The following is a 24,349-nucleotide window of genomic DNA, read 5'->3' on the forward strand; positions in this document are numbered from 1 at the left end:
TAAGATGCGCGCCATTTTGTGACTGACCCTTGCGAGAGCGCGACGACTGATGCGAATTCTGGCTATTGATACCGCGACAGAGGCTTGCTCTGTTGCTCTGTTGAACGACGGTGCTGTTTCTGCCCATTTCGAAGAGTGCCCCCGGGAACACACCCAACGCATTCTGCCCCTGGTAAAAGCCATTTTAACCCAGGGCAACACCTCCTTAACCGACCTCGACGCGCTGGCCTTTGGCCGCGGCCCCGGCAGCTTTACGGGCGTACGTATCGGGATTGGCATTGCGCAGGGCCTGGCGCTGGGCGCCGAACTGCCGATGATCGGCGTCTCTACCCTCGCCACCATGGCGCAGGGTGCATGGCGCATGACCGGGGCAACGCGCGTTCTGGCCGCGATTGATGCCCGCATGGGCGAAGTTTACTGGGCCGAATACACCCGCGACGAGCAGGGCGTGTGGCACGGTGAAGAGACGGAAGCCGTACTAAAGCCGGAAGCGGTCACTGAACGACTGAAGCAGTTGTCCGGTGAGTGGGCAACCGTCGGCACCGGCTGGCCAGCGTGGCCTGAGATGGCTAACGACACCGGTTTGACGCTGGTGGACGGCAACATGCTGCTGCCGGCTGCGGAAGATATGCTTCCGATTGCCTGCCAGCTGCTCGCAGCAGGAAAAACCGTGGCCGTTGAACAGGCGGAGCCGGTTTATTTGCGAAACACCGTCGCGTGGAAGAAACTTCCGGGCCGCGAGTGAATCTCAGTAACAGGAACTGAGAAAAAGGAGTCGCATCATGGCGGTTCAGACTAAAGTAGTACGCCTTATTATGGCAGGCGCTGTTGCCATAGCATTGAGCGGATGCGTTTCCGTTCCTGATGCGATTAAGGGCAGCAGCCCCACGCCACAGCAGGATCTGGTTCGGGTGATGAATGCGCCTGAGCTGTACGTCGGCCAGGAAGCGCGCTTTGGCGGTAAGGTCATCGACGTACAAAACCAGCAGGGGAAAACCCGCCTGGAGATCGCCACCGTTCCGCTGGACAGCGGCGCGCGGCCCGTACTGGGCGAGGCCTCCCGGGGACGTATCTATGCGGACGTCGGCGGGTTCCTCGATCCGGTCGATTTCCGCGGACAGCTGGTGACCGTCGTCGGGCCGATTACCGGCGCCGTGCAGGGCAAAATCGGCAGCACGCCGTATAAATTTATGACCATGCAGGTCAACGGGTACAAGCGCTGGCGGCTGGCCCAGCAGGTGATCATGCCGCCGCAGCCGATCGATCCGTGGATGTGGGGTCCACATCCTTATCGTTACGGCTACCCGGGCTGGGGCTGGTATAACCCGGGACCAGCACAGGTTCAGACGATCGTTACTGAGTAACTCACTGTTATTGTTAGAAAAGAGACAGCGGTTCAGCCGCTGTCTCTGTTTTTTTACGGATAAAACGAAAAAAAAGAGTGACGCGCTTCGCAACCTTAAATCTGAACAATTAATTAACTGGTACGCTGAGTTAATATAATGTTAACAAACTGTTTATTATCGGGGTTGTGATGACGACGAACACTCATTTCAGAGGTGATGCATTGAAGAAGGTTTGGCTTAACCGTTATCCCGCAGACGTTCCTGCTGAGATCAATCCTGACCGTTATCAATCCCTGGTGGAATTATTTGAACACTCGGTAAGGCGCTACGCGGACCAGCCCGCATTTGTGAATATGGGCGAGGTGATGACGTTCCGTAAGCTGGAGGAGCGTAGCCGGGCGTTTGCGGCGTATCTTCAGGAAGGGCTGGGGCTGCAAAAAGGGGATCGCGTCGCGCTGATGATGCCGAACCTGCTGCAATACCCGGTGGCGCTGTTCGGTATCCTGCGTGCCGGGATGATCGTCGTCAACGTTAACCCGCTCTACACCCCGCGCGAGCTGGAGCATCAGCTGAACGACAGCGGCGCGGTCGCGATTGTCATTGTGTCCAACTTTGCCCATACGCTGGAAAAAGTGGTCGACAAAACCCAGGTTAAACACGTCATCCTGACGCGCATGGGGGACCAGCTCTCCACCGCCAAAGGCACGCTGGTTAACTTTGTCGTCAAATACGTCAAACGTCTGGTGCCAAAATACCACCTGCCGGACGCTATCTCCTTCCGCCGCGCGCTGCATGCGGGCTATCGGATGCAGTATGTGAAACCCGAAGTGGTGTCAGAAGATCTTGCGTTTCTGCAGTATACCGGTGGGACCACCGGCGTGGCGAAAGGCGCAATGCTGACCCACCGCAACATGCTGGCGAACCTTGAGCAGGTAAACGCAACCTACGGACCGCTGCTGCATCCTGGAAAAGAGCTGGTCATTACGGCCCTTCCGCTGTACCACATTTTCGCTCTCACCATGAACTGCCTGCTGTTTATTGAGCTGGGCGGGCAAAACGTGCTGATCACCAACCCGCGCGATATCCCGGGGCTGGTGAAAGAGCTGGCGAAATACCCGTTCACCGCCATGACCGGGGTGAATACCCTGTTTAACGCGCTGCTTAATAACAAAGAGTTCCAGCAGCTGGACTTCTCCACGCTGCATCTCTCTGCGGGCGGCGGCATGCCGGTTCAGCAGGCGGTAGCCGAGCGCTGGGTGAAGCTCACCGGTCAGTATCTGCTGGAGGGCTATGGCCTGACGGAATGCGCGCCGCTGGTCAGCGTTAACCCGCATGATATCGACTACCACAGCGGAAGCATTGGTCTGCCGGTTCCTTCCACTGAAGCGAAACTGGTCGATGATAACGATAACGAAGTCGCCCCGGGCGAGCCGGGAGAGCTGTGCGTCAAAGGTCCGCAGGTGATGCTGGGCTACTGGCAGCGTCCCGATGCGACCGACGAAATCATCAAAGACGGCTGGCTGCACACCGGTGATATCGCGGTGATGGATGACGAGGGCTTCCTGCGCATCGTCGATCGCAAGAAAGACATGATCCTGGTCTCCGGCTTCAACGTCTATCCGAATGAGATCGAAGACGTGGTCATGCAGCACAGCGGCGTGCTCGAAGTGGCGGCCGTCGGCGTGCCTTCCGGCAGCAGCGGCGAAGCGGTGAAGATATTTGTGGTCAAGAAAGATCCTTCTCTCACCGAGGAAGCGCTGGTAACGTATTGTCGTCGTCAGCTAACGGGCTATAAAGTGCCGAAGCTGGTGGAATTCCGCGACGAGCTGCCGAAATCCAACGTCGGGAAGATATTACGACGAGAATTACGTGACGAAGCCCGTGCCAAAGTAGACAATAAGGCCTGAGCTACACGTTAATCGCCCAGACGCCGGTTAAGCCGGCGTTTTTTATGGGCGCAAACAAAAGAGAATCCGATTTGAATTACCAGATGATCACGACCAACGACGAGCTGGCTTCGCTGTGCGAAGTGACGCGCGACTTTCCTGCCATTGCCCTGGATACCGAGTTTGTCCGTACCCGGACCTATTATCCGCAGCTGGGTTTGATTCAGATGTACGACGGTAAACACGTGTCGCTGATCGACCCTCTCGGCATTACCGACTGGACGCCGATGCGTGACCTGCTGCTCGACACCGCCGTGACGAAATACCTGCACGCAGGCAGTGAAGATCTGGAAGTCTTTCTGAACACCTTTGGCATCATGCCCCAGCCGCTGATTGACACGCAGATCCTCGCGGCATTCAGCAATCGTCCGCTCTCATGGGGCTTTGCTGCCATGGTAGAGGAGTATACGGGCCTGACGCTGGATAAAAGCGAATCCCGTACCGACTGGCTGGCGCGTCCGCTTACCGAGCGTCAGCTGGAGTATGCGGCGGCTGACGTGTTTTACCTGCTGCCGATTGCCGGACAGTTGATGAAAGAGGCGGAAGCCTCCGGCTGGCTGTCTGCGGCGCTTGACGAGTGTCGTATGACCCAGCAGCGTCGCCAGGAAGTGGTCGACCCGAAAGAGGCCTGGCGCGATATCAGCAACGCCTGGCAGCTGCGCACGCGTCAGCTGGCATGCCTGCAATTGCTGGCAGACTGGCGTTTGCGTAAAGCGCGCGAGCGCGATCTGGCCGTTAACTTTGTCGTTCGCGAAGAGCATCTCTGGGCGGTGGCGCGCTATATGCCGGGCAGCCTGGGCGAACTGGACAGCATTGGCCTTTCGGGCAGTGAGATCCGCTTCCACGGCAAAACCCTGCTGGCGCTGGTCGCAAAAGCGCAGGAGCTGCCGGAAGATGCGCTGCCGGAACCGCTGCTGAACCTGATGGATATGCCGGGCTATCGCAAAGCGTTTAAAGATATCAAAGCGCTGGTGCAGGCAGTGGCAACGGAAAGAAAGCTGAGCGCGGAACTGCTCGCCTCACGCCGTCAGATTAATCAGCTGTTGAACTGGCACTGGAAGCTGAAGCCGCAGAATGGCGTACCGGAAATGATGGCGGGATGGCGCGGGGAATTGATGGCCGATCGCCTGAATACGCTGCTGGAAGCATACCCACGCTAAAAAAGTGTAGCCCCGGTAAGCGCAGCGCCACCGGGGAAATTGCCGGGCGGCGCGACGCTTGCCCGGCCTACAAAATCACAAACGGATTAACGCGACTCTTCCGCTTCCGGAAGCGTAACGTTCAGCTCCAGAATCGAAATATCCCCGTCTTTTTGTTCCAGCTGCACCGTCACCATCTCCGGGTCAATCTGCACGTACTTACAGATCACTTCCAGGATGTCCTTGCGCAGCTGCGGCAGGTAGTGAGGCTCGGCGTCGCTACGACGACGCTCCGCAACGATAATTTGCAGACGTTCTTTTGCGATGTTGGCGGTGTTCTTTTTCCGCGAGAGAAAAAAGTCCAGTAATGCCATAACTTATCCTCCGAACAGGCGTTTGAGGAAACCTTTCTTCTCTTCTTCAATGAAGCGGAAAGGACGTTCTTCTCCCAGCAGACGGTCAACGGTATCGGCGTAAGCTTTACCTGCATCTGCCAATGTATCAAGGATCACTGGCTCGCCCTGGTTAGAAGCGCGTAACACGGACTGATCTTCCGGGATAACGCCCACCAGCTTAATGCGCAGGATCTCCAGCACGTCTTCCATGCTCAGCATGTCACCTTTGTTCACGCGGCCCGGATTGTAGCGGGTGAGCAGCAGGTGTTCTTTAATCGGGTCTTCGCCATTTTCCGCACGACGGGATTTAGAGGCGAGGATCCCCAGAATGCGGTCTGAGTCACGCACGGATGAAACTTCAGGGTTAGTGGTGATGATCGCTTCATCAGCGAAGTACAGTGCCATCAGGGCACCGGTTTCGATGCCGGCAGGAGAGTCGCAGACAATGAAGTCGAAATCCATTTTTTTCAGATCGTCGAGCACCTTTTCCACCCCTTCACGGGTCAGGGCGTCTTTGTCACGCGTCTGAGAGGCCGGGAGAATGTAGAGGTTCTCGGTGCGCTTGTCTTTAATCATCGCCTGGTTCAGCGTGGCATCGCCCTGAATGACGTTCACGAAGTCATACACGACGCGACGCTCACATCCCATGATGAGGTCGAGGTTACGCAGACCGATATCGAAGTCGATAACGATGGTTTTCTTTCCCTTCTGGGCCAAACCAGTAGCGATGGCCGCGCTGGAGGTGGTCTTGCCAACGCCTCCTTTACCCGAAGTAACAACAATAATGCGTGCCATAGAAATTCCTTGTTAAAAAGGGATCAATTCAACGGTTGAACGGTCAACGCGTCGTCTGCCAGAAGCAGGCGAGCCGCTTTGCCATAAAATTCGGCTGGGATCTTGTCGCTCAGCCAATATTCACCTGCGATGGACACCAGTTCCGCCGTCAGGTGAGTACAAAATATTTGCGCATCTCGATCGCCACTTGCACCTGCGAGCGCGCGTCCACGCATCATACCGTATACGTGAATATTGCCATCTGCAATCAGCTCAGCGCCAGCACTGACGTGGCTTGTAACAATCAGATCACAGTTTGGTGCATAAATGCGCTGACCGGAACGAACCGGCACATCAATCATTCGCGTTTTTGTGACGGTAGTAACGTTTTGCACCGCAGGAGGGGGCGTCTGCACGGCAACGGGTGCCGCACGCGAGGCTTTTTCTTTGCCCTCATTCAGAAGAGGCAGCCCCGCACGCTCAATTTCCGCTTTCAGCTCAGTATCTTTGCAGCCGCTGATACCCACGATACGCAGCCCGGTGGAGGAGACGGCCTGCTGGAGAAGTTTCCAGTTAACAGGAGCCTCAAGACCGCTAACGTTGATAACAACAGGGGCGTGCTTCAGAAAGGCGGGAGCCTGGGCGATTTTGTCTTCTAACGCCTGACGAATAACCTCGGGTTTTGCATCATGCAAATGTACCACTGATAAGGTGAAGCTACTGCCTTTAAGCTCGATGGGCGTGTTTGACATCCTGGCCTTACTCAATTTGCTATTAACCGCAACCACTCGCTGCGATATTCCGAAGAGTATCAGGCATGTTATAGTCAGGAGTATATTGAGGCAAGCAACCACCCATTAATTCAGAGTAAAAACATGTTTTGTGTGATCTACAGAAGTACAACCCGTGACCAGACCTATCTTTATGTCGAAAAGAAAGACGATTTTTCACGCGTGCCTGAAGAATTAATGAAGAACTTTGGCCGACCACAGCTGGCGATGCTGCTGCCGCTTGATGGTCGTAAGAAACTGATTAATGCCGATCTGGATAAAGTGAAAACGGCCTTAGCCGAGCAAGGCTATTATTTACAGCTTCCACCGCCACCCGAGAATTTATTAAAACAGCATCTTGAGGCGAACGGTAAAAAATAGTCTCAACTGTTTTTGGGCACAACACATCAACCGTTTAGGGGTCGACCATGTATCAACATCATAACTGGCAAGGTGCATTACTGGATTATCCCGTCAGCAAAGTGGTTTGCGTGGGCAGCAACTATGCAAAACATATCCAGGAGATGGGCAGCGCGACGCCAGAAGAGCCGGTCCTGTTTATTAAGCCTGAAACGGCGCTTTGCGATATCCGCCAGCCGCTGGCGCTGCCGCAGGGGCTGGGCTCTGTGCATCACGAAGTTGAACTCGCCGTGCTGATCGGCGCGACGCTGCGCCAGGCTTCCGAAGAGCATGTTCAGAAAGCGATTGCCGGATACGGCGTGGCGCTGGATCTGACGCTGCGTGACGTGCAGGGCAAAATGAAGAAAGCAGGGCAGCCGTGGGAAAAAGCCAAAGGGTTTGATAATTCCTGCCCGATCTCGGCGTTTGTGCCGGTGAGCGAATTTACCGGCGACCCGCAGGACACCCCGCTTAGCCTGAAGGTTAACGGTGAAATCCGCCAGCAGGGCACCACCGCAGACATGATCCACAAAATTGTGCCGCTGATCGCCTATATGAGCCGCTTCTTTACCCTGAAGCCGGGTGATGTGATCCTGACCGGCACGCCGGAAGGCGTTGGTCCGCTCGCGAGCGGTGATGAACTGGAGGTCGGTTTTAACGGCCTGTCGCTGAAAACCCGCGTGCTGTAACCTCCTCTTGCCGCCTGAAAAGGGCGGCAAAACTTGCAACGACGTGCCAGACTCGTTATAAGGTGCGCTTTCTTTTGACGTGTGGACATCCTGATGAACAACATCCCTTTCTGGCAAAGCAAAACTCTCGACGACATGACTGACGCGGAATGGGAATCCTTGTGCGACGGCTGCGGCCAGTGCTGTCTGCATAAGCTGATGGATGAAGACACGGACGAAATCTACTTCACCAACGTTGCCTGCAAGCAGTTAAACATTAAAACCTGCCAGTGCCGTAACTATGAACGCCGGTTTGAATTTGAGCCGGACTGCATCAAGTTAACCCGGGATAATCTGCCGACGTTTGAATGGCTACCGCATACCTGCGCGTATCGCCTGCTGGCGGAAGGAAAAGATCTGCCGGCCTGGCATCCCCTGTTAACCGGTTCAAAAGCGGCGATGCACGGTGAACGCATTTCTGTGCGCCACATTGCGGTGAAAGAGTCCGAGGTGCGTGACTGGGAAGATCACATCATAAACCACCCGACCCGTTGAGATTAAAAAACCCGCCGAGGCGGGTTTTTTATTGTGCGCTGTTGTGTCGGGTGGCGCTGCGCTTACCCGACCTACAAAACCGTAGGCCCGCGCAAGCGAAGCGCCGCCGGGCAAATTAGCGCCCAAAAAGATCGCGTTTCTTCGGTTTGAACGGCTGAGCGATCAGCACCAGCAGCGCCACGACGAAGTAGGCGGCAAAAATGCCCACCAGCCACTGCGGCATCTCGAGGGTCAGGAACTCCCACTGACGAACGGAGCAGTCACCGGATGCAACAAACACCTGCGGCAACCATTTATCCAGCGGCAGCCAGCTCGGGAAGCGGGCGGCAAAATCACAGGTCATAAACGGTGACGGATGCAGCTGCATCATGGTGTGCTGCCAGGAGAGTTCAATGCCTTTCCAGGCGCTGTACAGCCAGATGGCGATAGCGGCATAGCGAAGCGGGGATTTCGGCGCAATCGCGCCCACCAGGCCCGCACCCATAATGCCGAACAGCGCGCAGCGTTCGTAAATACAAAGCACGCAAGGTTTGAGTCCCATTACGTGCTGGAACCATAGCGCCACCATTTCCAGCGCAAAGGCGGTCAGGGCCATTAACAACCACGCTCCGCGACCGCGGGAGCACTGGTTTAAAAATCTCAACATAATCATTTCCCTGGAACATGCTTAGAAATCGCAGTGTAAACGAATTCGTTTTTCGCGCCACCAGTACCTGGCGAAATAAAACGTAATTGGATGTTTATCGTGCGAAAAGGCAAACGGGCAGCGAACTGCCCGAGTTGCAGTATTTACTGCGCCGCAAGTATACCCGCTTGTATCAACCATTGCGTACAGGGAATGAGGGTAATTTTGACGCAAAGCAATCCCACGATCGTGAGCACCAGCGTGTAGGGCAGCGCCATCCACACCATCCGGCCATAGGAAAGACGTATGAGGGGCGCGAGAGCGGAGGTCAGCAGGAACAGGAAGGCGGCCTGGCCGTTTGGCGTCGCCACCGACGGCAGGTTGGTGCCGGTGTTGATTGCTACGGCGAGCAGCTCAAACTGTCCGGCGCTGATAACGCCTTGCTCCATGGCCGCTTTGGCCTCGTTGATGTAGACCGTCCCGACAAAAACGTTATCTGAGATCGACGAGAGCAGGCCGTTAAACAGGTAAAACAGCGACAGCTGAGCATCCGGCGATGCCTGTAATACAAAGGCAATGATCGGCGCGAACAGGTGCTGGTCGATAATCACCGCCACGACCGCGAAGAAGACCGCCAGCAGGGCGGTAAACGGCAGGGCTTCGGTAAAGGCTTTGCCGATGGCATGTTCGTCCGTCACGCCGGTAAAGGTGGTGGCGAGAATAATGACCGACAGGCCAATCAGCCCCACTTCGGCAAGATGCAACGCCAGCGCTGCAATCAGCCAGACGCCGATGATCCCCTGAGCAATCAGACGCAGCGTCTCCTGGCGCGTCCGCTGGCGTCGGCTCTGCAGATCGAATTTATGCAGCTCCTGACGCACCGGCTCCGGAAGCTGCGCCCCATAGCCGAAAAGGCGAAACTTCTCCACCAGAAGACAGGTCGCCAGCCCGCAGATCAGCACCGGTACGCTCACCGGCGCCATTCTCAGGAAGAAATCACCGAAGTGCCAGCCCGCCGCTTTGGCAATGATCAGGTTTTGCGGCTCGCCCACCATGGTCATCACGCCGCCCAGCGCGGTACCGACGCCAGCATGCATCATCAGGCTGCGCAGGAAGGCGCGAAACTGTTCCAGTACCTCACGGTTATGTGCCTCGACGTGGCTGTCATCCTGCAAATCGTCACCCGGGCGAGAAGAGGCCACGCGGTGATAAATACCGTAAAACCCAACCGCTACGCTTATCACCACCGCGACGACCGTCAGCGCGTCCAGGAAGGCCGACAGGAAGGCGGCCGCCAGGCAAAACGCCAGCGAGAGGAGCATTTTCGACGGAATGCTGAGCAGCAGACGCGTGAAGATAAACAGCAGCAGCTGTTTCATAAAGTAGATGCCCGCCACCATAAACATCAGCAGCAGTAGCACTTCGAGATTTGACGCCAGCTCGGCTTTGACATGCTCAGCGCTGGTCATGCCGATGACGACGGCCTCAAACGCCAGTAATCCGCCCGGCAGCAGGGGATAACACTTCAGCGCCATCGCCAGAGTGAAGATAAACTCCGCCACCAGCAGCCACCCGGCAATGAACGGGTTTAGGCTAAAGAGGAGGGGGTTAACGACCAGAAACACCACAAGGATAAGTTTGTACCAGTCCGGAGACTGGCCTAAAAAGTTGCGCCACAGTGCGCGCCCAAAAGAAATTTCCACGACAGACATCCATCCCCGTCAAGTAAGACAAAACATCAGTATACGCAAAAATCGCGGCCTGGAGGCTGATAAGGCTGCATTGTAAATTTCACAAAAATGAAACGGCGATCCCTCTTTTCTCTCTTTGCCGTGCTACCTGCCACTGGCTGCCTCTGGTATGATGAGTCCAATTTGCTAAAGCTGTGTAATGGAAATCTCACTATGGTCATTAAGGCGCAGAGCCCGGCGGGTTTCGCGGAAGAGTACATCATTGAAAGCATCTGGAATAATCGTTTCCCTGCGGGGTCCATCCTTCCGGCTGAACGCGAACTCTCTGAACTGATTGGCGTCACTCGCACCACGCTGCGTGAAGTGCTTCAGCGACTGGCGCGCGATGGCTGGTTGACGATCCAGCACGGCAAGCCAACAAAAGTGAACAACTTCTGGGAAACCTCCGGGCTGAACATTCTTGAAACGCTGGCGCGTCTAGACCATGAAAGCGTGCCGCAGCTCATTGATAATCTGCTCTCCGTTCGCACCAACATCGCGACGATCTTTATCCGTACGGCTTTCCGTCAGCATCCGGAAGACGCCCTTGCGGTGCTGGCCACAGCGAACGAGGTGGAAGACCACGCCGACGCGTTTGCCACCCTCGATTACAACGTGTTTCGCGGCCTGGCGTTTGCCTCCGGCAACCCGGTGTACGGTCTGATCCTCAACGGCATGAAAGGGCTTTATACCCGCATTGGTCGCCACTACTTTGCCAATCCCGAAGCGCGTAGCCTGGCGCTGGGCTTTTACCATAAGCTGAGCAAGCTCTGTACCGAAGGCCTCCACGATCAGGTTTATGAGACGGTGCGCCGCTACGGTCACGATTCCGGTGAAATCTGGCACCGCATGCAGAAAACGCTGCCGGGTGATTTAGCGATTCAGACCCGCTAAAATAAAAAACCTCTCGTCCGAGAGGTTTTTTTTTCGTCGGGTGGCGCTTTGCTTACCGGGCCCACAAAACTCGTAGGCCGGGTAAGGCGTAGCCGCCACCCGGCAATAAACTACAGCGTATTCAACCGCGCCGGGCAGCGCTCCAGCAGCTCGACGCTTCCGTCTTCATTCTGCTGCTCCAGCTGCACGTCAAAGCCCCACAGGCGATGTACATGTTTCAGTACCTCTTTACGCCCTTTATCCAGCGGCGCGCGATTGTGCGGGATATAGCGCAGCGTCAGGGAACGGTCACCGCGCAAATCGACGTTCCAGACCTGAATATTCGGTTCAAGGTTGCTCAGGTTGTACTGGGAAGAGAGGCGAGAGCGGATCTCACGGTATCCCTCCTCGTTATGGATCGCGGAGATCTCCAGATAGTTGTTGCGGTCGTCGTCCAGCACGGTGAAGAAGCGGAAGTCACGCATGATCTTCGGCGACATAAACTGGCTGATGAAGCTCTCATCCTTAAAGTCGCGCATCGCAAAGTGCAGCGTTTCCAGCCAGTCAGAACCGGCGATATCCGGGAACCAGTACTTGTCTTCTTCCGTCGGCGACTGGCAGATACGCTTGATGTCCTGGAACATGGCAAAGCCAAGCGCGTACGGGTTAATGCCGCTGTACCACGGGCTGTTGTAGGGCGGCTGGAACACCACGTTGGTATGGCTGTGGAGGAACTCCATCATGAACCGCTCGGTGACTTTCCCCTCGTCGTACAGATGATTGAGGATGGTGTAGTGCCAGAATGTCGCCCAGCCTTCGTTCATCACCTGCGTCTGCTTTTGCGGGTAAAAATACTGGCTCACCTTGCGCACGATGCGCAGGATCTCACGCTGCCACGGCTCCAGCAGCGGGGCGTTCTTCTCCATAAAATAGAGCAGGTTTTCCTGCGGCTCGGACGGATAGCGACGCGCTTCGGCGATCGTTTTTTCCTCTTCACGCTTCGGCAGGGTGCGCCACAGCATGTTCACCTGGCTCTGGAGATACTCTTCACGGCTTTTCTGCCGCGCTTTCTCCTCCTGCAAAGAGATTTTCTGCGGGCGTTTGTAGCGGTCCACGCCGTAGTTCATCAGCGCGTGGCAGGAGTCGAGCAGTTTTTCCACATCGTCCACGCCGTAGCGCTCTTCGCAGTCGGTAATGTATTTACGGGCGAAGATCAGGTAATCGACGATGGAGCTGGCATCCGTCCAGCTGCGGAACAGGTAGTTATTCTTGAAAAAGGAGTTGTGCCCGTAGCAGGCGTGCGCCATCACCAGCGCCTGCATGGTAATGGTGTTCTCTTCCATTAAATAGGCGATACACGGATTGGAGTTGATGACGATTTCATACGCCAGGCCCTGCTGGCCGTGCTTATACAGCCGCTCCGTTTCAATAAATTTCTTACCAAACGACCAGTGCGGATAGTTAATCGGCATCCCGACGCTGGAGTAGGCGTCCATCATCTGTTCGGACGTAATGACTTCAATCTGATGGGGATAGGTATCCAGACGATAAAGCTTTGCGACCCGGTCGATTTCGGCGAGGTAAACATCCAGCAGCTCGAAGGTCCAGTCGGGTCCATCGCTCAGACGTGTGTTGTCCTTGTTCAGGGAATCAATAGTAGCCATTAGCGCGCCCTCGTTGTGGGTGCTCTCTCTGTCTGGAGAGCCTCCTTTCAAGCATAGATCAACGTGTTAAAAAGCGTGCTTGGGCAGAAATTTTTTCTTTGCGATTTCGCGTTTTTGATACGGCAAAAAAACGGTATGCCTCAGCATATTATGCTGGTTAAAAATAACGCGCAGCAGGAGATCCCAAATTAGCGCTATCCCCTGATGCTGGGGGATGTGTGAGGTAAGTCACCATAAAAAAGTCGTATGTTGAATAATATTTTCAACTAGGTTATCAATCTGTAATTAGAAGATTGTTCTTTTGCACATAATGGAGTGGCTATGCGTGTTGTCATACTGGGAAGTGGTGTCGTTGGGGTAACCAGCGCCTGGTATTTAAGTCAGGCGGGACATGACGTCACCGTTATCGATCGTGAATCCGGTCCCGCGCTTGAAACCAGCGCGGCGAACGCCGGGCAAATCTCTCCGGGGTATGCGGCACCTTGGGCTGCGCCGGGCGTTCCGCTGAAAGCGATTAAATGGATGTTCCAGCGCCATGCGCCGCTGGCCATCAGCCTTGACGGCACGCAGTTCCAGCTGAAGTGGATGTGGCAGATGCTGCGCAACTGCGACACCCGCCACTACATGGAGAATAAAGGGCGCATGGTGCGCCTGGCGGAATATAGCCGCGACTGCCTGAAAGCGCTGCGCGCGTCGACGGGAATTGAGTATGAAGGCCGTCAGGGCGGAACGCTGCAGCTGTTCCGCACCGAGCAACAGTACGAAAACGCCACCCGCGATATCGCCGTGCTGGAGGATGCTGGCGTACCGTACCAGCTCCTGGAAGCCAGCCAGCTTGGTCAGGTTGAACCCGCGCTGGCGGAAGTGGCCCATAAGCTGACGGGCGGCCTGCGCCTGCCGAATGACGAAACCGGCGACTGCCAGCTCTTTACGCAGCGTCTGGCGCAAATGTGCGAGCAGGCGGGGGTGAAGTTTCGCTTCAACACCTCTGTCGACAAGCTGCTGTCGGAAGGGGAAAAGATTTACGGCGTGAAGTGCGGCGACGAGGTGATCAAAGCCGATGCCTACGTGATGGCGTTTGGTTCGTACTCCACCGCCATGCTGAAAGGTATTCTCGACATTCCGGTCTACCCGCTCAAGGGCTACTCGCTGACCATTCCGGTGAAAGAAGAGAGCGGCGCGCCGGTGTCGACCATTCTGGATGAAACCTACAAAATCGCCATTACCCGCTTCGATAACCGCATCCGCGTAGGCGGCATGGCGGAGATCGTCGGCTTCAACACCGAGCTGCTGAAACCGCGTCGTGAAACGCTGGAGATGGTGGTAGGGGATCTCTTCCCGCGCGGTGGCTTTGTCGAGCAGGCGACGTTCTGGACCGGCCTGCGTCCGATGACCCCGGACGGCACACCGATTGTGGGGCGCACGCCGTTTAAAAACCTGTGGACCAATACCGGACACGGCACCCTCGGCTGGACGATGGCCTGTGGCTCCGGCCAGCTGCTGAGCGACCTGATTTCCGGGCGCACGCCGGCCATTCCGTTTGACGATTTAAGCGCCGCGCGCTATCAATCGGGGTTTACGCCGTCGCGTCCACAGCACCTGCACGGCGCGCATAGCTAAGGAGTTGTCATGTCCCGTCCTGTTCTGGCCCAGCTGAACCTGCAGGCCCTGAAGGATAATCTGCAAATTGTTCGACGGGCGGCGCCTGGCGCACGCGTGTGGTCGGTGGTGAAAGCGAATGCCTACGGCCACGGCATTGACCGTATCTGGAGCGCGCTGAGCGCCACCGACGGCTTTGCGCTGCTGAATCTGGAAGAGGCCATTCTGCTGCGCGAGCGCGGCTGGAAAGGGCCGATACTGCTTCTGGAGGGCTTCTTCCACGCCGACGATCTGCCTCTGCTCGACAAGTACCGTCTGACCACCAGCGTTCACAGCAACTGGCAGATCAAAGCGATTCAGGATGCGAAGCTCCATGCTCCGCTGGATATCTATCTCAAGGTCAACAGCGGTATGAACCGCCTGGGCTTCCAGCCTGAGCGGGTGCATACGGTCTGGCAGCAGCTGCGCGCGCTGAAGAATGTAGGTGAAATGACGCTGATGGCGCATTTTGCCGATGCGGAAAAACCGGACGGCATCGCAGACGCCATGGTCCGCATCGAGCAGGCGGCAGAAGGGCTGGACTGCCCGCGCTCGCTGTCCAACTCGGCGGCCACGCTGTGGCATCCCGAGGCGCACTTCAACTGGGTGCGTCCGGGGATCGTTCTGTACGGGGCGTCGCCCTCGGGCCAGTGGCAGGATATCGCCAACAGCGGCCTGAAGCCGGTCATGACCCTGCGCAGCGAAATCATTGGCGTGCAGACCCTGAAGGCCGGTGACTCGGTGGGCTACGGCAGCCGTTACCGGGCAAAGGGCGAGCAGCGGATTGGCATCGTGGCGGGCGGTTATGCCGACGGCTACCCGCGCATCGCGCCGACCGGCACGCCGGTCTGGGTCGACGGGGTACGCACGGGAACGGTGGGCACCGTATCAATGGATATGCTGGCCGTGGATCTTACGCCATGCCCGCAGGCAGGCATCGGTTCGCCGGTCGAGCTGTGGGGTAACGAAATCAAAATTGATGACGTGGCGGCCGCAGCGGGCACGGTGGGGTATGAACTGATGTGTGCCCTGGCACCACGAGTGCCGGTTGTGACGGTGTAACGATTGTTCGCCGGGTGGCGCTAACGCTTACCCGGCCTACGCTCGAGGGTTTTTTAGGCCGGGTAAGGCGAAGCCGCCACCCGGCAAAAAAACCGCTACTCCGCTTCCTCTTCCATCGGCCTCAAACCGACTTTCCGCACCGCGTTATCTTCTTTCTCTGCTACCGTCCAGATCATCCCGGCAAACTCTACCTGATCGCCCACGACCGGAGCAGCGCCAAGCCGCTGCTGGATGATTTCGCCCAGCGTTTGCTGGCTATCTCCGTCTTCAGCACCTTCATCCAGGCCGTAAATCAGCGCGACATCGGCAAACCTGGCGCTGGCTTCCAGAATAAAATCGCCGAAGAAGCGCTGATCCAGCGCCACCGGAGGCGACTGGCTGAACAGCTTGCCCAGCGCGGGCAGGTCGCGCTCGCGGCCAATCACGCACAGAATATCCCCTTCGCGCAGGCGGGTGCTGCCGGTAGGGTGCAGCAGGACATTATCGCGGAACAGGGCGGCAATACGCGTTTCGGCCGGCATGTGCAAATCGCGCAGCGAGGCTCCCACGCACCATTTGTCAGCGCTTAGCTGATAGACAAACTGTTCCCACGGATTCTCCGGGTGAATGTCGAGCCCCACGCGGGAGACCGGCCAGCCCACGGGAGGCACCACCACTTTGGCTTTTTTCGCCGCCCACCCGAGGGACGTTCCCTGGAACAGCAGCGAAATCAGCACCACGAAGAACGCCACGTTAAAGAACAGCCGCGCGTTATCCAGACCGGCCATCATCGGGAACACCGCAAGGATAATCGGCACCGCGCCGCGCAGGCCTACCCAGCTGATAAACACCCGCTCGCGCAGGTTGAAGCCGCGAAACGGCAGCAGGCCCGCAAATACCGACAGCGGACGGGCGAAGAAGATCATCCACGCGGACAGCAGCAGCGCCGGAACGGCGATCGGCAGCAGGTCAGATGGCGTGACCAGAAGACCCAGCACAAGGAACATGCCGATCTGCGCCAGCCAGGCCAGACCGTCGAAGTTCTGCAAAATAGCGTGCCGGTTGCGAATAGGGCGGTTGCCCATCAGGAACCCGCAGAGGTAGACGGCGAGAATGCCGCTGCCGTCCAGCGCGGTGGTAACGGCAAAAATAAGAATACCGCCGCTCAGCGCCAGCAGGGGGTAAAGCCCCGCGGGCAGCGAGATGCGGTTGATCGTCTGCTGTAACAGGTATCCCCCCGCCAGGCCGATTACAATACCCAGCCCGAACTGCTGCAGGATATGCCAGACGAACATCCAGCTCAGGCCCGTTTCGTGCTGCTGGATCATCTCAATCAGCGTGATGGTGAGAAACACCGCCATAGGATCGTTACTGCCGGATTCAATCTCAAGCGTGGAGCCAACGCGCTCGTTAAGCCCTTTTCCGCCGAGCAGGGAAAACACCGCTGCCGCATCGGTTGAGCCAACAATCGCGCCAATCAGTAAACCTTCCATGATATTGAGATGGAAAAGCCACGCGGCCATCATTCCGGTGAGGCCAGAGGTAATCAACACGCCGACGGTGGCGAGCGACAGCGCAGGCCCTAAGGCCACGCGGAAGGAACTCGCCTGGGTACGCATCCCGCCGTCCAGCAGGATCACCGCCAGCGCCAGGTTACTCACCATGTAGGCAAAAGGGTAGTTATCGAATGGGATACCGCCAATGCCATCAATGCCGGCGAGCATGCCGATGGCGAGGAAAATGACAAGAATAGGTATGCCGAGACGCGATGAAAATGAACTTAATAAAATACTGCTGGTTACAAGGACCGAACCCAAAATGAAAAGGCTGATTATCGCTGCGGCATCCAATGTTCTCTTACTCCCACCTCAATGTTAACGCTGTTACTAAAACCCTAACATATTAACGACGGCAACAGCGTTTTATTAAGGGGGTATAACGGCTTTTTTATGCCTTTATGACAGGATGGCCGCTGATGGTCAGCCGACTGCCGGAATCGTTGTGGATCAGGGAGGCATGCGCCCCCAGCGCCAGGGTCACGGTTTGCTGCTCATGGCCGAAATCCAGACCGGTGATGACCGGAATATCCAGCCGCGAGCGAATGAACTCAATCATCGTTTCCAGGGAGTAACCCGCGTCATAGTCATTCGGGGCAGAGCCGCTGAAGCTGCCCAGCACAATTGCGGACTGGCGTTCAAGAATACCGGCATGATAGAGCTGCAACAGCATGCGCTCGACGCGGAACGGATGTTCGTTGATATCTTCCAGCACCAGGATGCCGTCCTCGATGTCCGGCATCCACGGCGTGCCGATAAGCGAAACCAGCATCGCCAGGTTACCGCCCCAGAGCTGGCCCTCACATTCCCAGTGCGGTCCAAAGCCCCGCCACTCCACGCTGTAGGTGAGATTGCGCAGCGCGCGCCAGAAGTGTTCCACGGTAAAGGCATCCAGCTCCGGCGCGCCGAAGTTACCGGCCAGCATCGGGCCGCTGAAGGTGACAACGTTATGCAGCGCCAGCAGCCCAAGCTGGATGACGGTGAAATCGCTATGGCCGCATATCAGCAGCGGATCCTGCTGCTGACGCTGCGCCAGACCCTGCCAGTCAATGCTCTCCAGCAGCCGGCTCGCGCCATATCCGCCACGCACCGCCAGCACTATCCGGTTTCCGCCCGTCAGGTTCACCAGACTATTGATATCATTCAACCTCTGCGCTTCTGTACCGGCAAAACGCTGCTGGCGGCGGGGGATAATTGTCTGATTTTCTACCTGGTGGCCCGACTCCAGCAAACGCTGAACGCCCCGCTGCGCCGCGTCCTGGTTAATGCAGTAGCCCGACGGCGCGATGAGATGAAACTGAGACATGGCAATTCCTTGCTGAATGAGAAACTAATTGTCTATATCATGCCGCTTATACGCCGCCTGCTTCAAGAGCGGCGCACCGCGATGATCGGCTATAAGGATAGATGACGTGAAATTGAGATGGTTTGCTTTTTTGATTGTGTTGCTCGCTGGCTGTAGTTCAAAACATGATTATCAAAACCCGCCCTGGAACCCGGAAGTGCCGGTGAAGCGGGCGATGCAGTGGATGCCGATCAGTGAACAAGCCGGGAAAGCCTGGGGCGTCAGTCCGCGTCTCATCACGGCGATCATTGCGGTGGAGTCCGGCGGCAACCCCACGCTTGTCAGCAAGTCCAACGCGGTGGGGCTGATGCAGCTTAAAGCGTCAACGGCGGGGAGAGAGGTTTACCGCTATATGGGCTGGAGCGGCCAGCCGTCGACCAGCGAGCTGAAGAACCCGGAACGCAACATTTCAATGGGCACGGCCTACCTGAGCATAATGGAGCATGGCGTACTGAAGGGCATTAAGGATCCGGAGGTGATGCAGTACGCGCTGGTGGTCTCTTACGTCAACGGTGCCGGCGCGTTGCTCAGAACCTTCTCCTCTGACCGCAAAGAGGCGATAGAAGAGATTAACGGCATGGACAAAGACGAATTCTTTGAACATGTGGCGAAAAATCACCCGGCACCACAGGCGCCTCGTTATATCTGGAAAGTACAGAAAGCGATGGATGCCATGTAATGCCGCAGACGGGCGGCGGTCACGCTGCCCGATTTTCCTTACAGAACCTTATTTGCGCGTTCCCGCGCTTCCCGCTCCAGAGAGTAGATAATGCGCTGCAGCTCGCGCTCTGCGCCAGGCCCAACATTCAGGAAACGGAAGCTCAGACGCGGCGTGGTGATGGTTTCATTTTTGCTGTCCACGACGGTGCGATCGCTAATGGCAATCAGCTGTGCATCGAAATAAAAGCGACCCCAGCCCCCCATATCCAGTTCAATTTGCGTAAACCTCATGCCCTCTACCAGTCCGTCAGGTTTAGGCGTATCCATCAGTGCGCCCATGCCGCCCAGCGACAGGTCGAAGAGGCGAAAGCGGATCTCTTTTTTGTCCGGCATTTTGGCCTTGCAGAAGTAAGCGGGATGAAGCGGGGCGTTGATGCGGAAATATTCGCGACGCTGGACAAACCAGAGGTTGGTGGGAAGAGGGGTAGCAAAAGCAGGGAGTCCCTGGTATTCGCTCATTTCCAGCCGCGACAGGACAAACTCCACTTTGGCACCCTGCGTTTCGGCCATCACCGCGACATTTTCCGCTTTCAACGCCGCGCGGTTTTCATACTCCTGACTGCCTAAATCAATCACCAGCCGCTCCTGCGAGGCGTCAAGGATCTTGCTGATGAACTGATTATTCGACCAGCTGATGCGCAGCGGCACTTCACCTTTTTGCAGGTCGCGTAATACCCCTAATACAGCCAGCGGATTTTGCTTGAGGAACTGCTCACTGTAATGACTCACGCCGGATGGCTCCTTGATTGATGACAGACTGTCTTAGCGTTATCGGCAATCTGCGATGAAACTTAATACAAACCGGTGAGTTTTTTTTGCCTGTTTACGCAAAGATAAGTCGGTGAGATGAAAATGGTTTTCCTGCGATGACCTATACTTAAGTTAGCTGTGCAGAAGGTTTTCTGCGCACGCGTTAAACCTGCAAGAGGGCATCGCTATGGGTATCATCGCCTGGATTATCTTTGGTCTTATTGCTGGCGCTATCGCTAAACTGATCATGCCGGGAAACGATGGTGGCGGCTTTATTTTGACCTGTGTACTCGGGGTCGTTGGTGCGGTTGTGGGCGGCTGGCTGGCGACGATGTTTGGTTTTGGAGGCAACATAAGTGGTTTCGACCTGCACAGTTTTCTGGTCGCTGTCGTCGGTGCCATTGTGGTGCTGGGCATATTCAGGTTACTGCGACGAGCATAAATTGACGTAAACGGCTCTCTGCGGAGGGCCGTTTTTTTGCCTGAGTATTGATTTGTTAATCTAAATGATAATAATTGTCGTTCCGTATTGCATCTAACAACAAGACGACATTATGAATACCTCACGCTTTACGCTTTGCGCCCTGGCAGGCGCCGTCACGGTGGCATTGCAGGTCCCGGCATTCGCCGAAGAATCCACCATCGTCGTCACCGGCTCAGAGCAGGGCAGCGCGCTGCCGGCCTGGACGAACAGCGCCACAAAATCGGCCGTTGCTGAAAGTAAAACGCCGCAGGTCATCACGACCCTCTCTGCGCCGGAAATTGAAAAGCGCCATGCGAATTCGGTGAATGAAATTCTGCGCTATGCCCCAGGCGTCTCAACCGAGGTGCGGGGGAATACCTCCTACATGAGCGAATATAAAATTCGTGGTTTTACCGTCGACCAGGAGTTCTACAACGGGCTGCAGCTGCCCTATAACGTCACCGGCAATACCAAAGCGCGCATCGATCCGCTGCTGATCGACAGCGTTGATATCCTGAAAGGCCCCTCATCGGTCCTTTACGGCGGCGGCTCGCCGGGCGGGCTGGTGAATATTCAAAGTAAAAAACCGCAGCGAGAAGCCCGAACGGAGATCGGCGTTAACACCGGCAACCGCAGCCTGAAAGAGGGCTATCTCGACTCAACAGGGCAGATTGCCGACAGCGACTGGAACTACCGTCTGCTGGGCAAAGCGACGGAAAATGACGATCAGCCGCACACCACCCGGTATGAAAATTACCTGGTTGCCCCGTCCGTTACCTGGCAACCCGACGGCAAAACCCGCCTTACCCTGGACGCGCTGGCGCAAAACACACCGAGCCTGACGCCGTCTAACCCTCTGCCGCTCGCCTACCTGCGCTCGAAATACGCGGGCAAGCGCGACTACGCCGGTGACGAGTGGAACGGGTTTAAGCAGCGTCAGTGGATGCTGGGCTACAGCTTTGAACATGAATTTGACAGCGGCTGGGGCTTTAATCAGAAAGCTCGCTATTTCGACGTCGATACCCATCAGCGCAGCGTCTATGCAACAGGGACGGGAAGCGAGGTCTATCAGCTCAACCGCTTTGCCTACACCACCGATGAAGATCTAAAGAGCTTCAATATCGATAACCAGGTGACTAAAACCGTGGCGCTGGGCGACTGGAAACACCACCTGCTGGCCGGGTTTGACTATCAGAAGCTGAACTCCCATTTCCACTACCGCTACGCGTCGGCCACGCCGGGCATTGACATGCGCAATCCTGACTATTCGCAGATCGGCGAAAGCGCGCTGGGCCTGTATACAGCCCAGAAAAACCGTCTGAGCTATCAGCAGAACGGCTACTACCTGCAGGATCAGGTGGAGTGGGGTGGCCTCAATCTGCTGGGCAGCCTGCGCTACGACGATTACCGTTCCGTCACCACCAATTATCTGCAAAATGGTGATAAGGCCTGGGTCTCTCAGGATCGGGTCACCAAACGCCTGGGCGCGCTCTACGCCTTTGATAATGGTCTGTCACCGTTTATTAGCTATTCCGAAGGCTTTGCTCCTGTATCGCCGCAGGGAACCCTCGTGGCGAAAGACGTCAAGCCAACCACCAGCAAGCAGGTGGAGGGCGGCGTGAAATATCTGCTGGCCGACTACGCAACCACCTTTACCGCCTCGGTGTTCAACATCCGTCAGAAAAATGTCGTCACCTCCGATCCGGGCTTCCTGAACTATCGTCAGACCGGGGAAGTGGAGTCTAAAGGGGCAGAACTCTCCGCCATTAGCCGCCCGACGGACAACCTGACGCTGATTGCTAACTATGCCTACACCCACGCGATCAATACGCAAGATGACAAGTACAAAGGGAAACGTCCAACGCAGGTGCCGGAGAATGCCTTCAATCTCTGGGGGGATTACACCTTTGAGAACACGCCGCTGAAAGGGTTGATGCTGGGGGCGGGGGCGCGCTATACCGGCCCGATGGAAATCTCTCCGGCAAACGATGCGGGTAAACTGGGCGGCACTACGCAGTACGATCTGGCGGCTTCCTACCGGATGGGTGAAATCCTGCCCTCGCTGGCAGGACTAACGCTTAAGGCCAGCGCGCAGAATATCACCAATAAAGAGACGCTGACCTGCTATGACGCGATCAACTGCTGGATTGGGCGTGACAGAACGTATCAGCTAGGGGCGAGTTACAGTTTCTAAGCAAAGCCCTGTTATTTCAAAAAGTAGGCCGGGTAAGGCGTAGCCGCCACCCGGCAATACTCCCTTACTGCGCCGCAGCTTTCACCGGTGCAGACTCATCATTCGCCGCAGGCCGATTCTCCGGCACGCTGTCGCACGGTTTCTCTTTCGGGCAGACCCGATCCAGCATCTTCAGCGTTACGCCGTTGCTCCAGCCAAAGCCGTCCTGCAGCGGATACTCTCCGCCGCCGCCGCCCGTACCGGTTGTCGACACGTCATACTTCTCGACCAGTTTCTTTTCCCGGTCATAAGTGTGCTGAACGTTCTTCAGGAAGCGCCAGGTCACATCCATCGAGACCTTCTCTTGCCCGTAGTTCTGCAACCCTTCCGCCGCAACCCACTGCAGCGGAGCCCAGCCGTTTGGCGCATCCCACTGCTGGCCGCTGTTTACGGTGGTGGTCGCAATACCGCCCGGTTTCAACAGGCGCGACGAGGTTGCCGCGGCGACTTTATCGGCACGATCCTGCGCCGCCGCCTTCACGTAAAGCGGGAACAGGGCTGCGGCCGTGAGCTGATTGCGTACTTTCTTACTCTTCAGATCGTAATCCGCGTACCAGCCCTCTTTATCATTCCACAGGTGGCTCTCGATGGCTTTCTGGCGCGCGGTGGCAAGCGTCTCATACTTGTTTGCGCTGGCGGCATCGCCACTCTCCTGGCTTGCCCGGGCCAGCAGTTTTTCCATCTTGAACATCAGGGCGTTCAGGTCCACGGGCACGATGCTGGTGGTCCGGATGGTGCCGAGTTTTTGCGGATCGTCCATCCAGCGGGAGCTAAAGTCCCATCCCGAGGCCGCGGCGGAACGCAAATCACGGTAGATCTCGGTTGCCGGTCGGTTAGGGTTACTTTTCGCGGTATTCACATCGTCAAGCCAGGACTCCGGGCGCGGGGTGTCGCGATCGTCCCAGTAGCGGTTGAGGATCGCGCCGTCATCCAGTTTCACCACGCGCTTGTTGGCCTGGCCCGGCTGAGGGGCATCGACGCCGTCCATCCAGTAGGCATACTCTTTCTCCATCTGCGGACGATACTTCTTCAGCGCATCGCTGTCGTGCGTTGCCAGCAGTTCCACCATTAGCGAGAAGAACGGCGGCTGGGATCGGCTCAGGTAATAGCTGCGGTTGCCGTTGGGAATGTGGCCGAAGGTGTCAATCTCATACGCAAAGTTATCCACCATGTCGCTGATTCTGTCCCAATGATCGCTCTCAGCCAGGCCCAGCATGGTGAAATAGCTGTCCCAGTAGTAGACCTCGCGGAAACGACCGCCGGGCACAACGTAAGGCTTCGGTAACGGCAGAAGGGAATCCCATTTGTTGCTGGCTTTATCCGTGGTGCGCGTCAGTACGGGCCAGAGATCGTCAATGTGCTCACGTAAACTTTGTCCAGCAGGCGGAACATATTTTTCCCCTTCCGCAGGGAGCGTAAAGTTCATCTCGACAAAGTGGCGTAAGTCAAAGCTGGACTGCGTGTGCTGCATACGATAATCCGCCAGAATCATCAGCGGGTCGCTTTTGGGGACGGCATCAGCGAAGGTTTTCTGATCGGGAAACAGTTTCGCGCTTTGCACATCATTAAACAGAGGACCCAGCAAAATATCGGGTGAGGTTGTCTGGGCTGCGGGGGTATCGTCGGCATAACCGAAAGTCGTTACGCCGAGCAGCGCGCCTCCTAACGCAAGGGGCAAAAACGCGGGGCGTAGTGTACGAGGTCTTATCATTCGTTCGT

General features: G+C 56.6%; 23 protein-coding genes and 1 pseudogene. 14 read left to right on the plus strand and 10 right to left on the minus strand.

From position 1 onward, the window contains the following. Positions 1 to 49 precede the first annotated feature (49 nt). The 4 genes from tsaB to rnd all read left to right on the plus strand — a co-directional run bounded on the left by tsaB (position 50) and on the right by rnd (position 4,452). Positions 50 to 745, plus strand: a complete 696-nt coding sequence (tsaB, locus tag RVY89_RS05610) for a tRNA (adenosine(37)-N6)-threonylcarbamoyltransferase complex dimerization subunit type 1 TsaB (protein WP_371898653.1) — start codon at positions 50 to 52, stop codon at positions 743 to 745. Positions 746 to 782: 37 nt separating this feature from the next. Beyond that, positions 783 to 1,364: a Slp family lipoprotein gene (locus RVY89_RS05615; protein ID WP_484827145.1), complete on the plus strand. Its 582-nt coding sequence runs from the start codon at positions 783 to 785 to the stop codon at positions 1,362 to 1,364. A 203-nt stretch (positions 1,365 to 1,567) separates the two neighbouring features. Further along, on the plus strand, positions 1,568 to 3,253 hold the full coding sequence (fadD, locus tag RVY89_RS05620; protein WP_484827146.1) for a long-chain-fatty-acid--CoA ligase FadD: 1,686 nt from the start codon (positions 1,568 to 1,570) through the stop codon (positions 3,251 to 3,253). Between the two features lie 71 nt (positions 3,254 to 3,324). Beyond that, the gene (rnd, locus tag RVY89_RS05625; RefSeq protein ID WP_484827902.1) at positions 3,325 to 4,452 is read left to right on the plus strand and encodes a ribonuclease D; all 1,128 of its coding nucleotides are present in this window, start codon (positions 3,325 to 3,327) and stop codon (positions 4,450 to 4,452) included. A gap of 86 nt (positions 4,453 to 4,538) precedes the next feature. Here rnd and minE read toward each other — a convergent pair whose 3' ends face one another. The 3 genes from minE to minC are packed head-to-tail and all read right to left on the minus strand — an operon-like array spanning position 4,539 to position 6,352. Next, entirely contained in the window at positions 4,539 to 4,805 is a 267-nt protein-coding gene (minE, locus tag RVY89_RS05630) for a cell division topological specificity factor MinE (protein ID WP_024909868.1), read from the minus strand. A gap of 3 nt (positions 4,806 to 4,808) precedes the next feature. Beyond that, positions 4,809 to 5,621, minus strand: coding sequence for a septum site-determining protein MinD (minD, locus tag RVY89_RS05635; RefSeq protein WP_029742160.1), 813 nt, complete (start codon positions 5,619 to 5,621; stop codon positions 4,809 to 4,811). Positions 5,622 to 5,644: 23 nt separating this feature from the next. Next, entirely contained in the window at positions 5,645 to 6,352 is a 708-nt protein-coding gene (gene minC / locus RVY89_RS05640; protein WP_023312186.1) for a septum site-determining protein MinC, read from the minus strand. 123 nt (positions 6,353 to 6,475) lie between these two features. On the opposite strand from minC, the gene RVY89_RS05645 reads away from it, so the two are divergent. The 3 genes from RVY89_RS05645 (at position 6,476) to RVY89_RS05655 (ending at position 7,992) form a co-directional block, all read left to right on the plus strand. Continuing rightward, entirely contained in the window at positions 6,476 to 6,751 is a 276-nt protein-coding gene (locus RVY89_RS05645; RefSeq protein WP_484827147.1) for a YcgL domain-containing protein, read from the plus strand. A gap of 47 nt (positions 6,752 to 6,798) precedes the next feature. Next, entirely contained in the window at positions 6,799 to 7,458 is a 660-nt protein-coding gene (locus RVY89_RS05650) for a fumarylacetoacetate hydrolase family protein (RefSeq protein ID WP_021240407.1), read from the plus strand. 93 nt (positions 7,459 to 7,551) lie between these two features. Further along, positions 7,552 to 7,992 (plus strand): YcgN family cysteine cluster protein, encoded by a 441-nt coding sequence (locus RVY89_RS05655; protein WP_484827148.1) that lies wholly within the window; start codon positions 7,552 to 7,554, stop codon positions 7,990 to 7,992. A gap of 115 nt (positions 7,993 to 8,107) precedes the next feature. Here the strand turns inward: RVY89_RS05655 and dsbB are convergent, their stop codons facing one another. Both dsbB and nhaB read right to left on the minus strand, forming a co-directional pair. Further along, positions 8,108 to 8,638 (minus strand): disulfide bond formation protein DsbB, encoded by a 531-nt coding sequence (dsbB, locus tag RVY89_RS05660; protein ID WP_045908244.1) that lies wholly within the window; start codon positions 8,636 to 8,638, stop codon positions 8,108 to 8,110. Positions 8,639 to 8,781: 143 nt separating this feature from the next. After that, positions 8,782 to 10,320 (minus strand): Na(+)/H(+) antiporter NhaB, encoded by a 1,539-nt coding sequence (gene nhaB / locus RVY89_RS05665; RefSeq protein ID WP_484827149.1) that lies wholly within the window; start codon positions 10,318 to 10,320, stop codon positions 8,782 to 8,784. Positions 10,321 to 10,521: 201 nt separating this feature from the next. Between nhaB and fadR the strand changes: the two genes are divergently transcribed. Further along, positions 10,522 to 11,241 (plus strand): fatty acid metabolism transcriptional regulator FadR, encoded by a 720-nt coding sequence (fadR, locus tag RVY89_RS05670; protein WP_023312180.1) that lies wholly within the window; start codon positions 10,522 to 10,524, stop codon positions 11,239 to 11,241. Between the two features lie 110 nt (positions 11,242 to 11,351). On the opposite strand, the gene RVY89_RS05675 is transcribed toward fadR, so the two are convergent. After that, on the minus strand, positions 11,352 to 12,884 hold the full coding sequence (locus tag RVY89_RS05675) for a SpoVR family protein (RefSeq protein WP_484827150.1): 1,533 nt from the start codon (positions 12,882 to 12,884) through the stop codon (positions 11,352 to 11,354). A gap of 321 nt (positions 12,885 to 13,205) precedes the next feature. Between RVY89_RS05675 and RVY89_RS05680 the strand changes: the two genes are divergently transcribed. The 3 genes and pseudogenes from RVY89_RS05680 to RVY89_RS05690 form a co-directional block, all read left to right on the plus strand. Next, entirely contained in the window at positions 13,206 to 14,504 is a 1,299-nt protein-coding gene (locus RVY89_RS05680) for a D-amino acid dehydrogenase (RefSeq protein WP_023312179.1), read from the plus strand. 9 nt (positions 14,505 to 14,513) lie between these two features. Continuing rightward, a complete protein-coding gene (gene dadX / locus RVY89_RS05685; RefSeq protein ID WP_484827151.1) occupies positions 14,514 to 15,584 on the plus strand; it encodes a catabolic alanine racemase DadX in 1,071 nt (356 codons plus the stop codon). Positions 15,585 to 15,598: 14 nt separating this feature from the next. Further along, positions 15,599 to 15,742, plus strand: a pseudogene (locus RVY89_RS05690) (hypothetical protein); the annotation flags it as partial. On the opposite strand, the gene RVY89_RS05695 reads toward RVY89_RS05690, so the two are convergent. Further along, positions 15,680 to 17,413: a potassium/proton antiporter gene (locus tag RVY89_RS05695; RefSeq protein WP_484827152.1), complete on the minus strand. Its 1,734-nt coding sequence runs from the start codon at positions 17,411 to 17,413 to the stop codon at positions 15,680 to 15,682. The pseudogene RVY89_RS05690 and the gene RVY89_RS05695 sit on opposite strands and share 63 nt — an antisense overlap. Positions 17,414 to 17,510: 97 nt before the next feature. Further along, positions 17,511 to 18,425 (minus strand): muramoyltetrapeptide carboxypeptidase, encoded by a 915-nt coding sequence (gene ldcA, locus RVY89_RS05700; protein ID WP_484827153.1) that lies wholly within the window; start codon positions 18,423 to 18,425, stop codon positions 17,511 to 17,513. A 106-nt stretch (positions 18,426 to 18,531) separates the two neighbouring features. Between ldcA and emtA the strand changes: the two genes are divergently transcribed. Further along, positions 18,532 to 19,143 carry a membrane-bound lytic murein transglycosylase EmtA gene (gene emtA, locus RVY89_RS05705; protein WP_033145813.1) on the plus strand — a complete coding sequence of 204 codons (612 nt, stop codon included), beginning with the start codon at positions 18,532 to 18,534 and terminating at the stop codon, positions 19,141 to 19,143. Between the two features lie 38 nt (positions 19,144 to 19,181). Here the strand turns inward: emtA and ycgR are convergent, their stop codons facing one another. Beyond that, positions 19,182 to 19,913: a flagellar brake protein YcgR gene (gene ycgR, locus RVY89_RS05710; RefSeq protein WP_371898641.1), complete on the minus strand. Its 732-nt coding sequence runs from the start codon at positions 19,911 to 19,913 to the stop codon at positions 19,182 to 19,184. Positions 19,914 to 20,121: 208 nt separating this feature from the next. On the opposite strand from ycgR, the gene RVY89_RS05715 reads away from it, so the two are divergent. Together RVY89_RS05715 and RVY89_RS05720 are read left to right on the plus strand one after the other, a co-directional pair. Further along, on the plus strand, positions 20,122 to 20,376 hold the full coding sequence (locus RVY89_RS05715; protein WP_008502662.1) for a GlsB/YeaQ/YmgE family stress response membrane protein: 255 nt from the start codon (positions 20,122 to 20,124) through the stop codon (positions 20,374 to 20,376). 112 nt (positions 20,377 to 20,488) lie between these two features. Continuing rightward, positions 20,489 to 22,591: a TonB-dependent siderophore receptor gene (locus tag RVY89_RS05720; RefSeq protein WP_484827154.1), complete on the plus strand. Its 2,103-nt coding sequence runs from the start codon at positions 20,489 to 20,491 to the stop codon at positions 22,589 to 22,591. A gap of 64 nt (positions 22,592 to 22,655) precedes the next feature. Here the strand turns inward: RVY89_RS05720 and RVY89_RS05725 are convergent, their stop codons facing one another. Next, positions 22,656 to 24,341, minus strand: coding sequence for an alpha,alpha-trehalase (locus tag RVY89_RS05725; protein WP_484827155.1), 1,686 nt, complete (start codon positions 24,339 to 24,341; stop codon positions 22,656 to 22,658). Between the last annotated feature and the right edge of the window lie 8 nt (positions 24,342 to 24,349).

This window comes from Enterobacter sp. 3U4, from assembly GCF_057224565.1.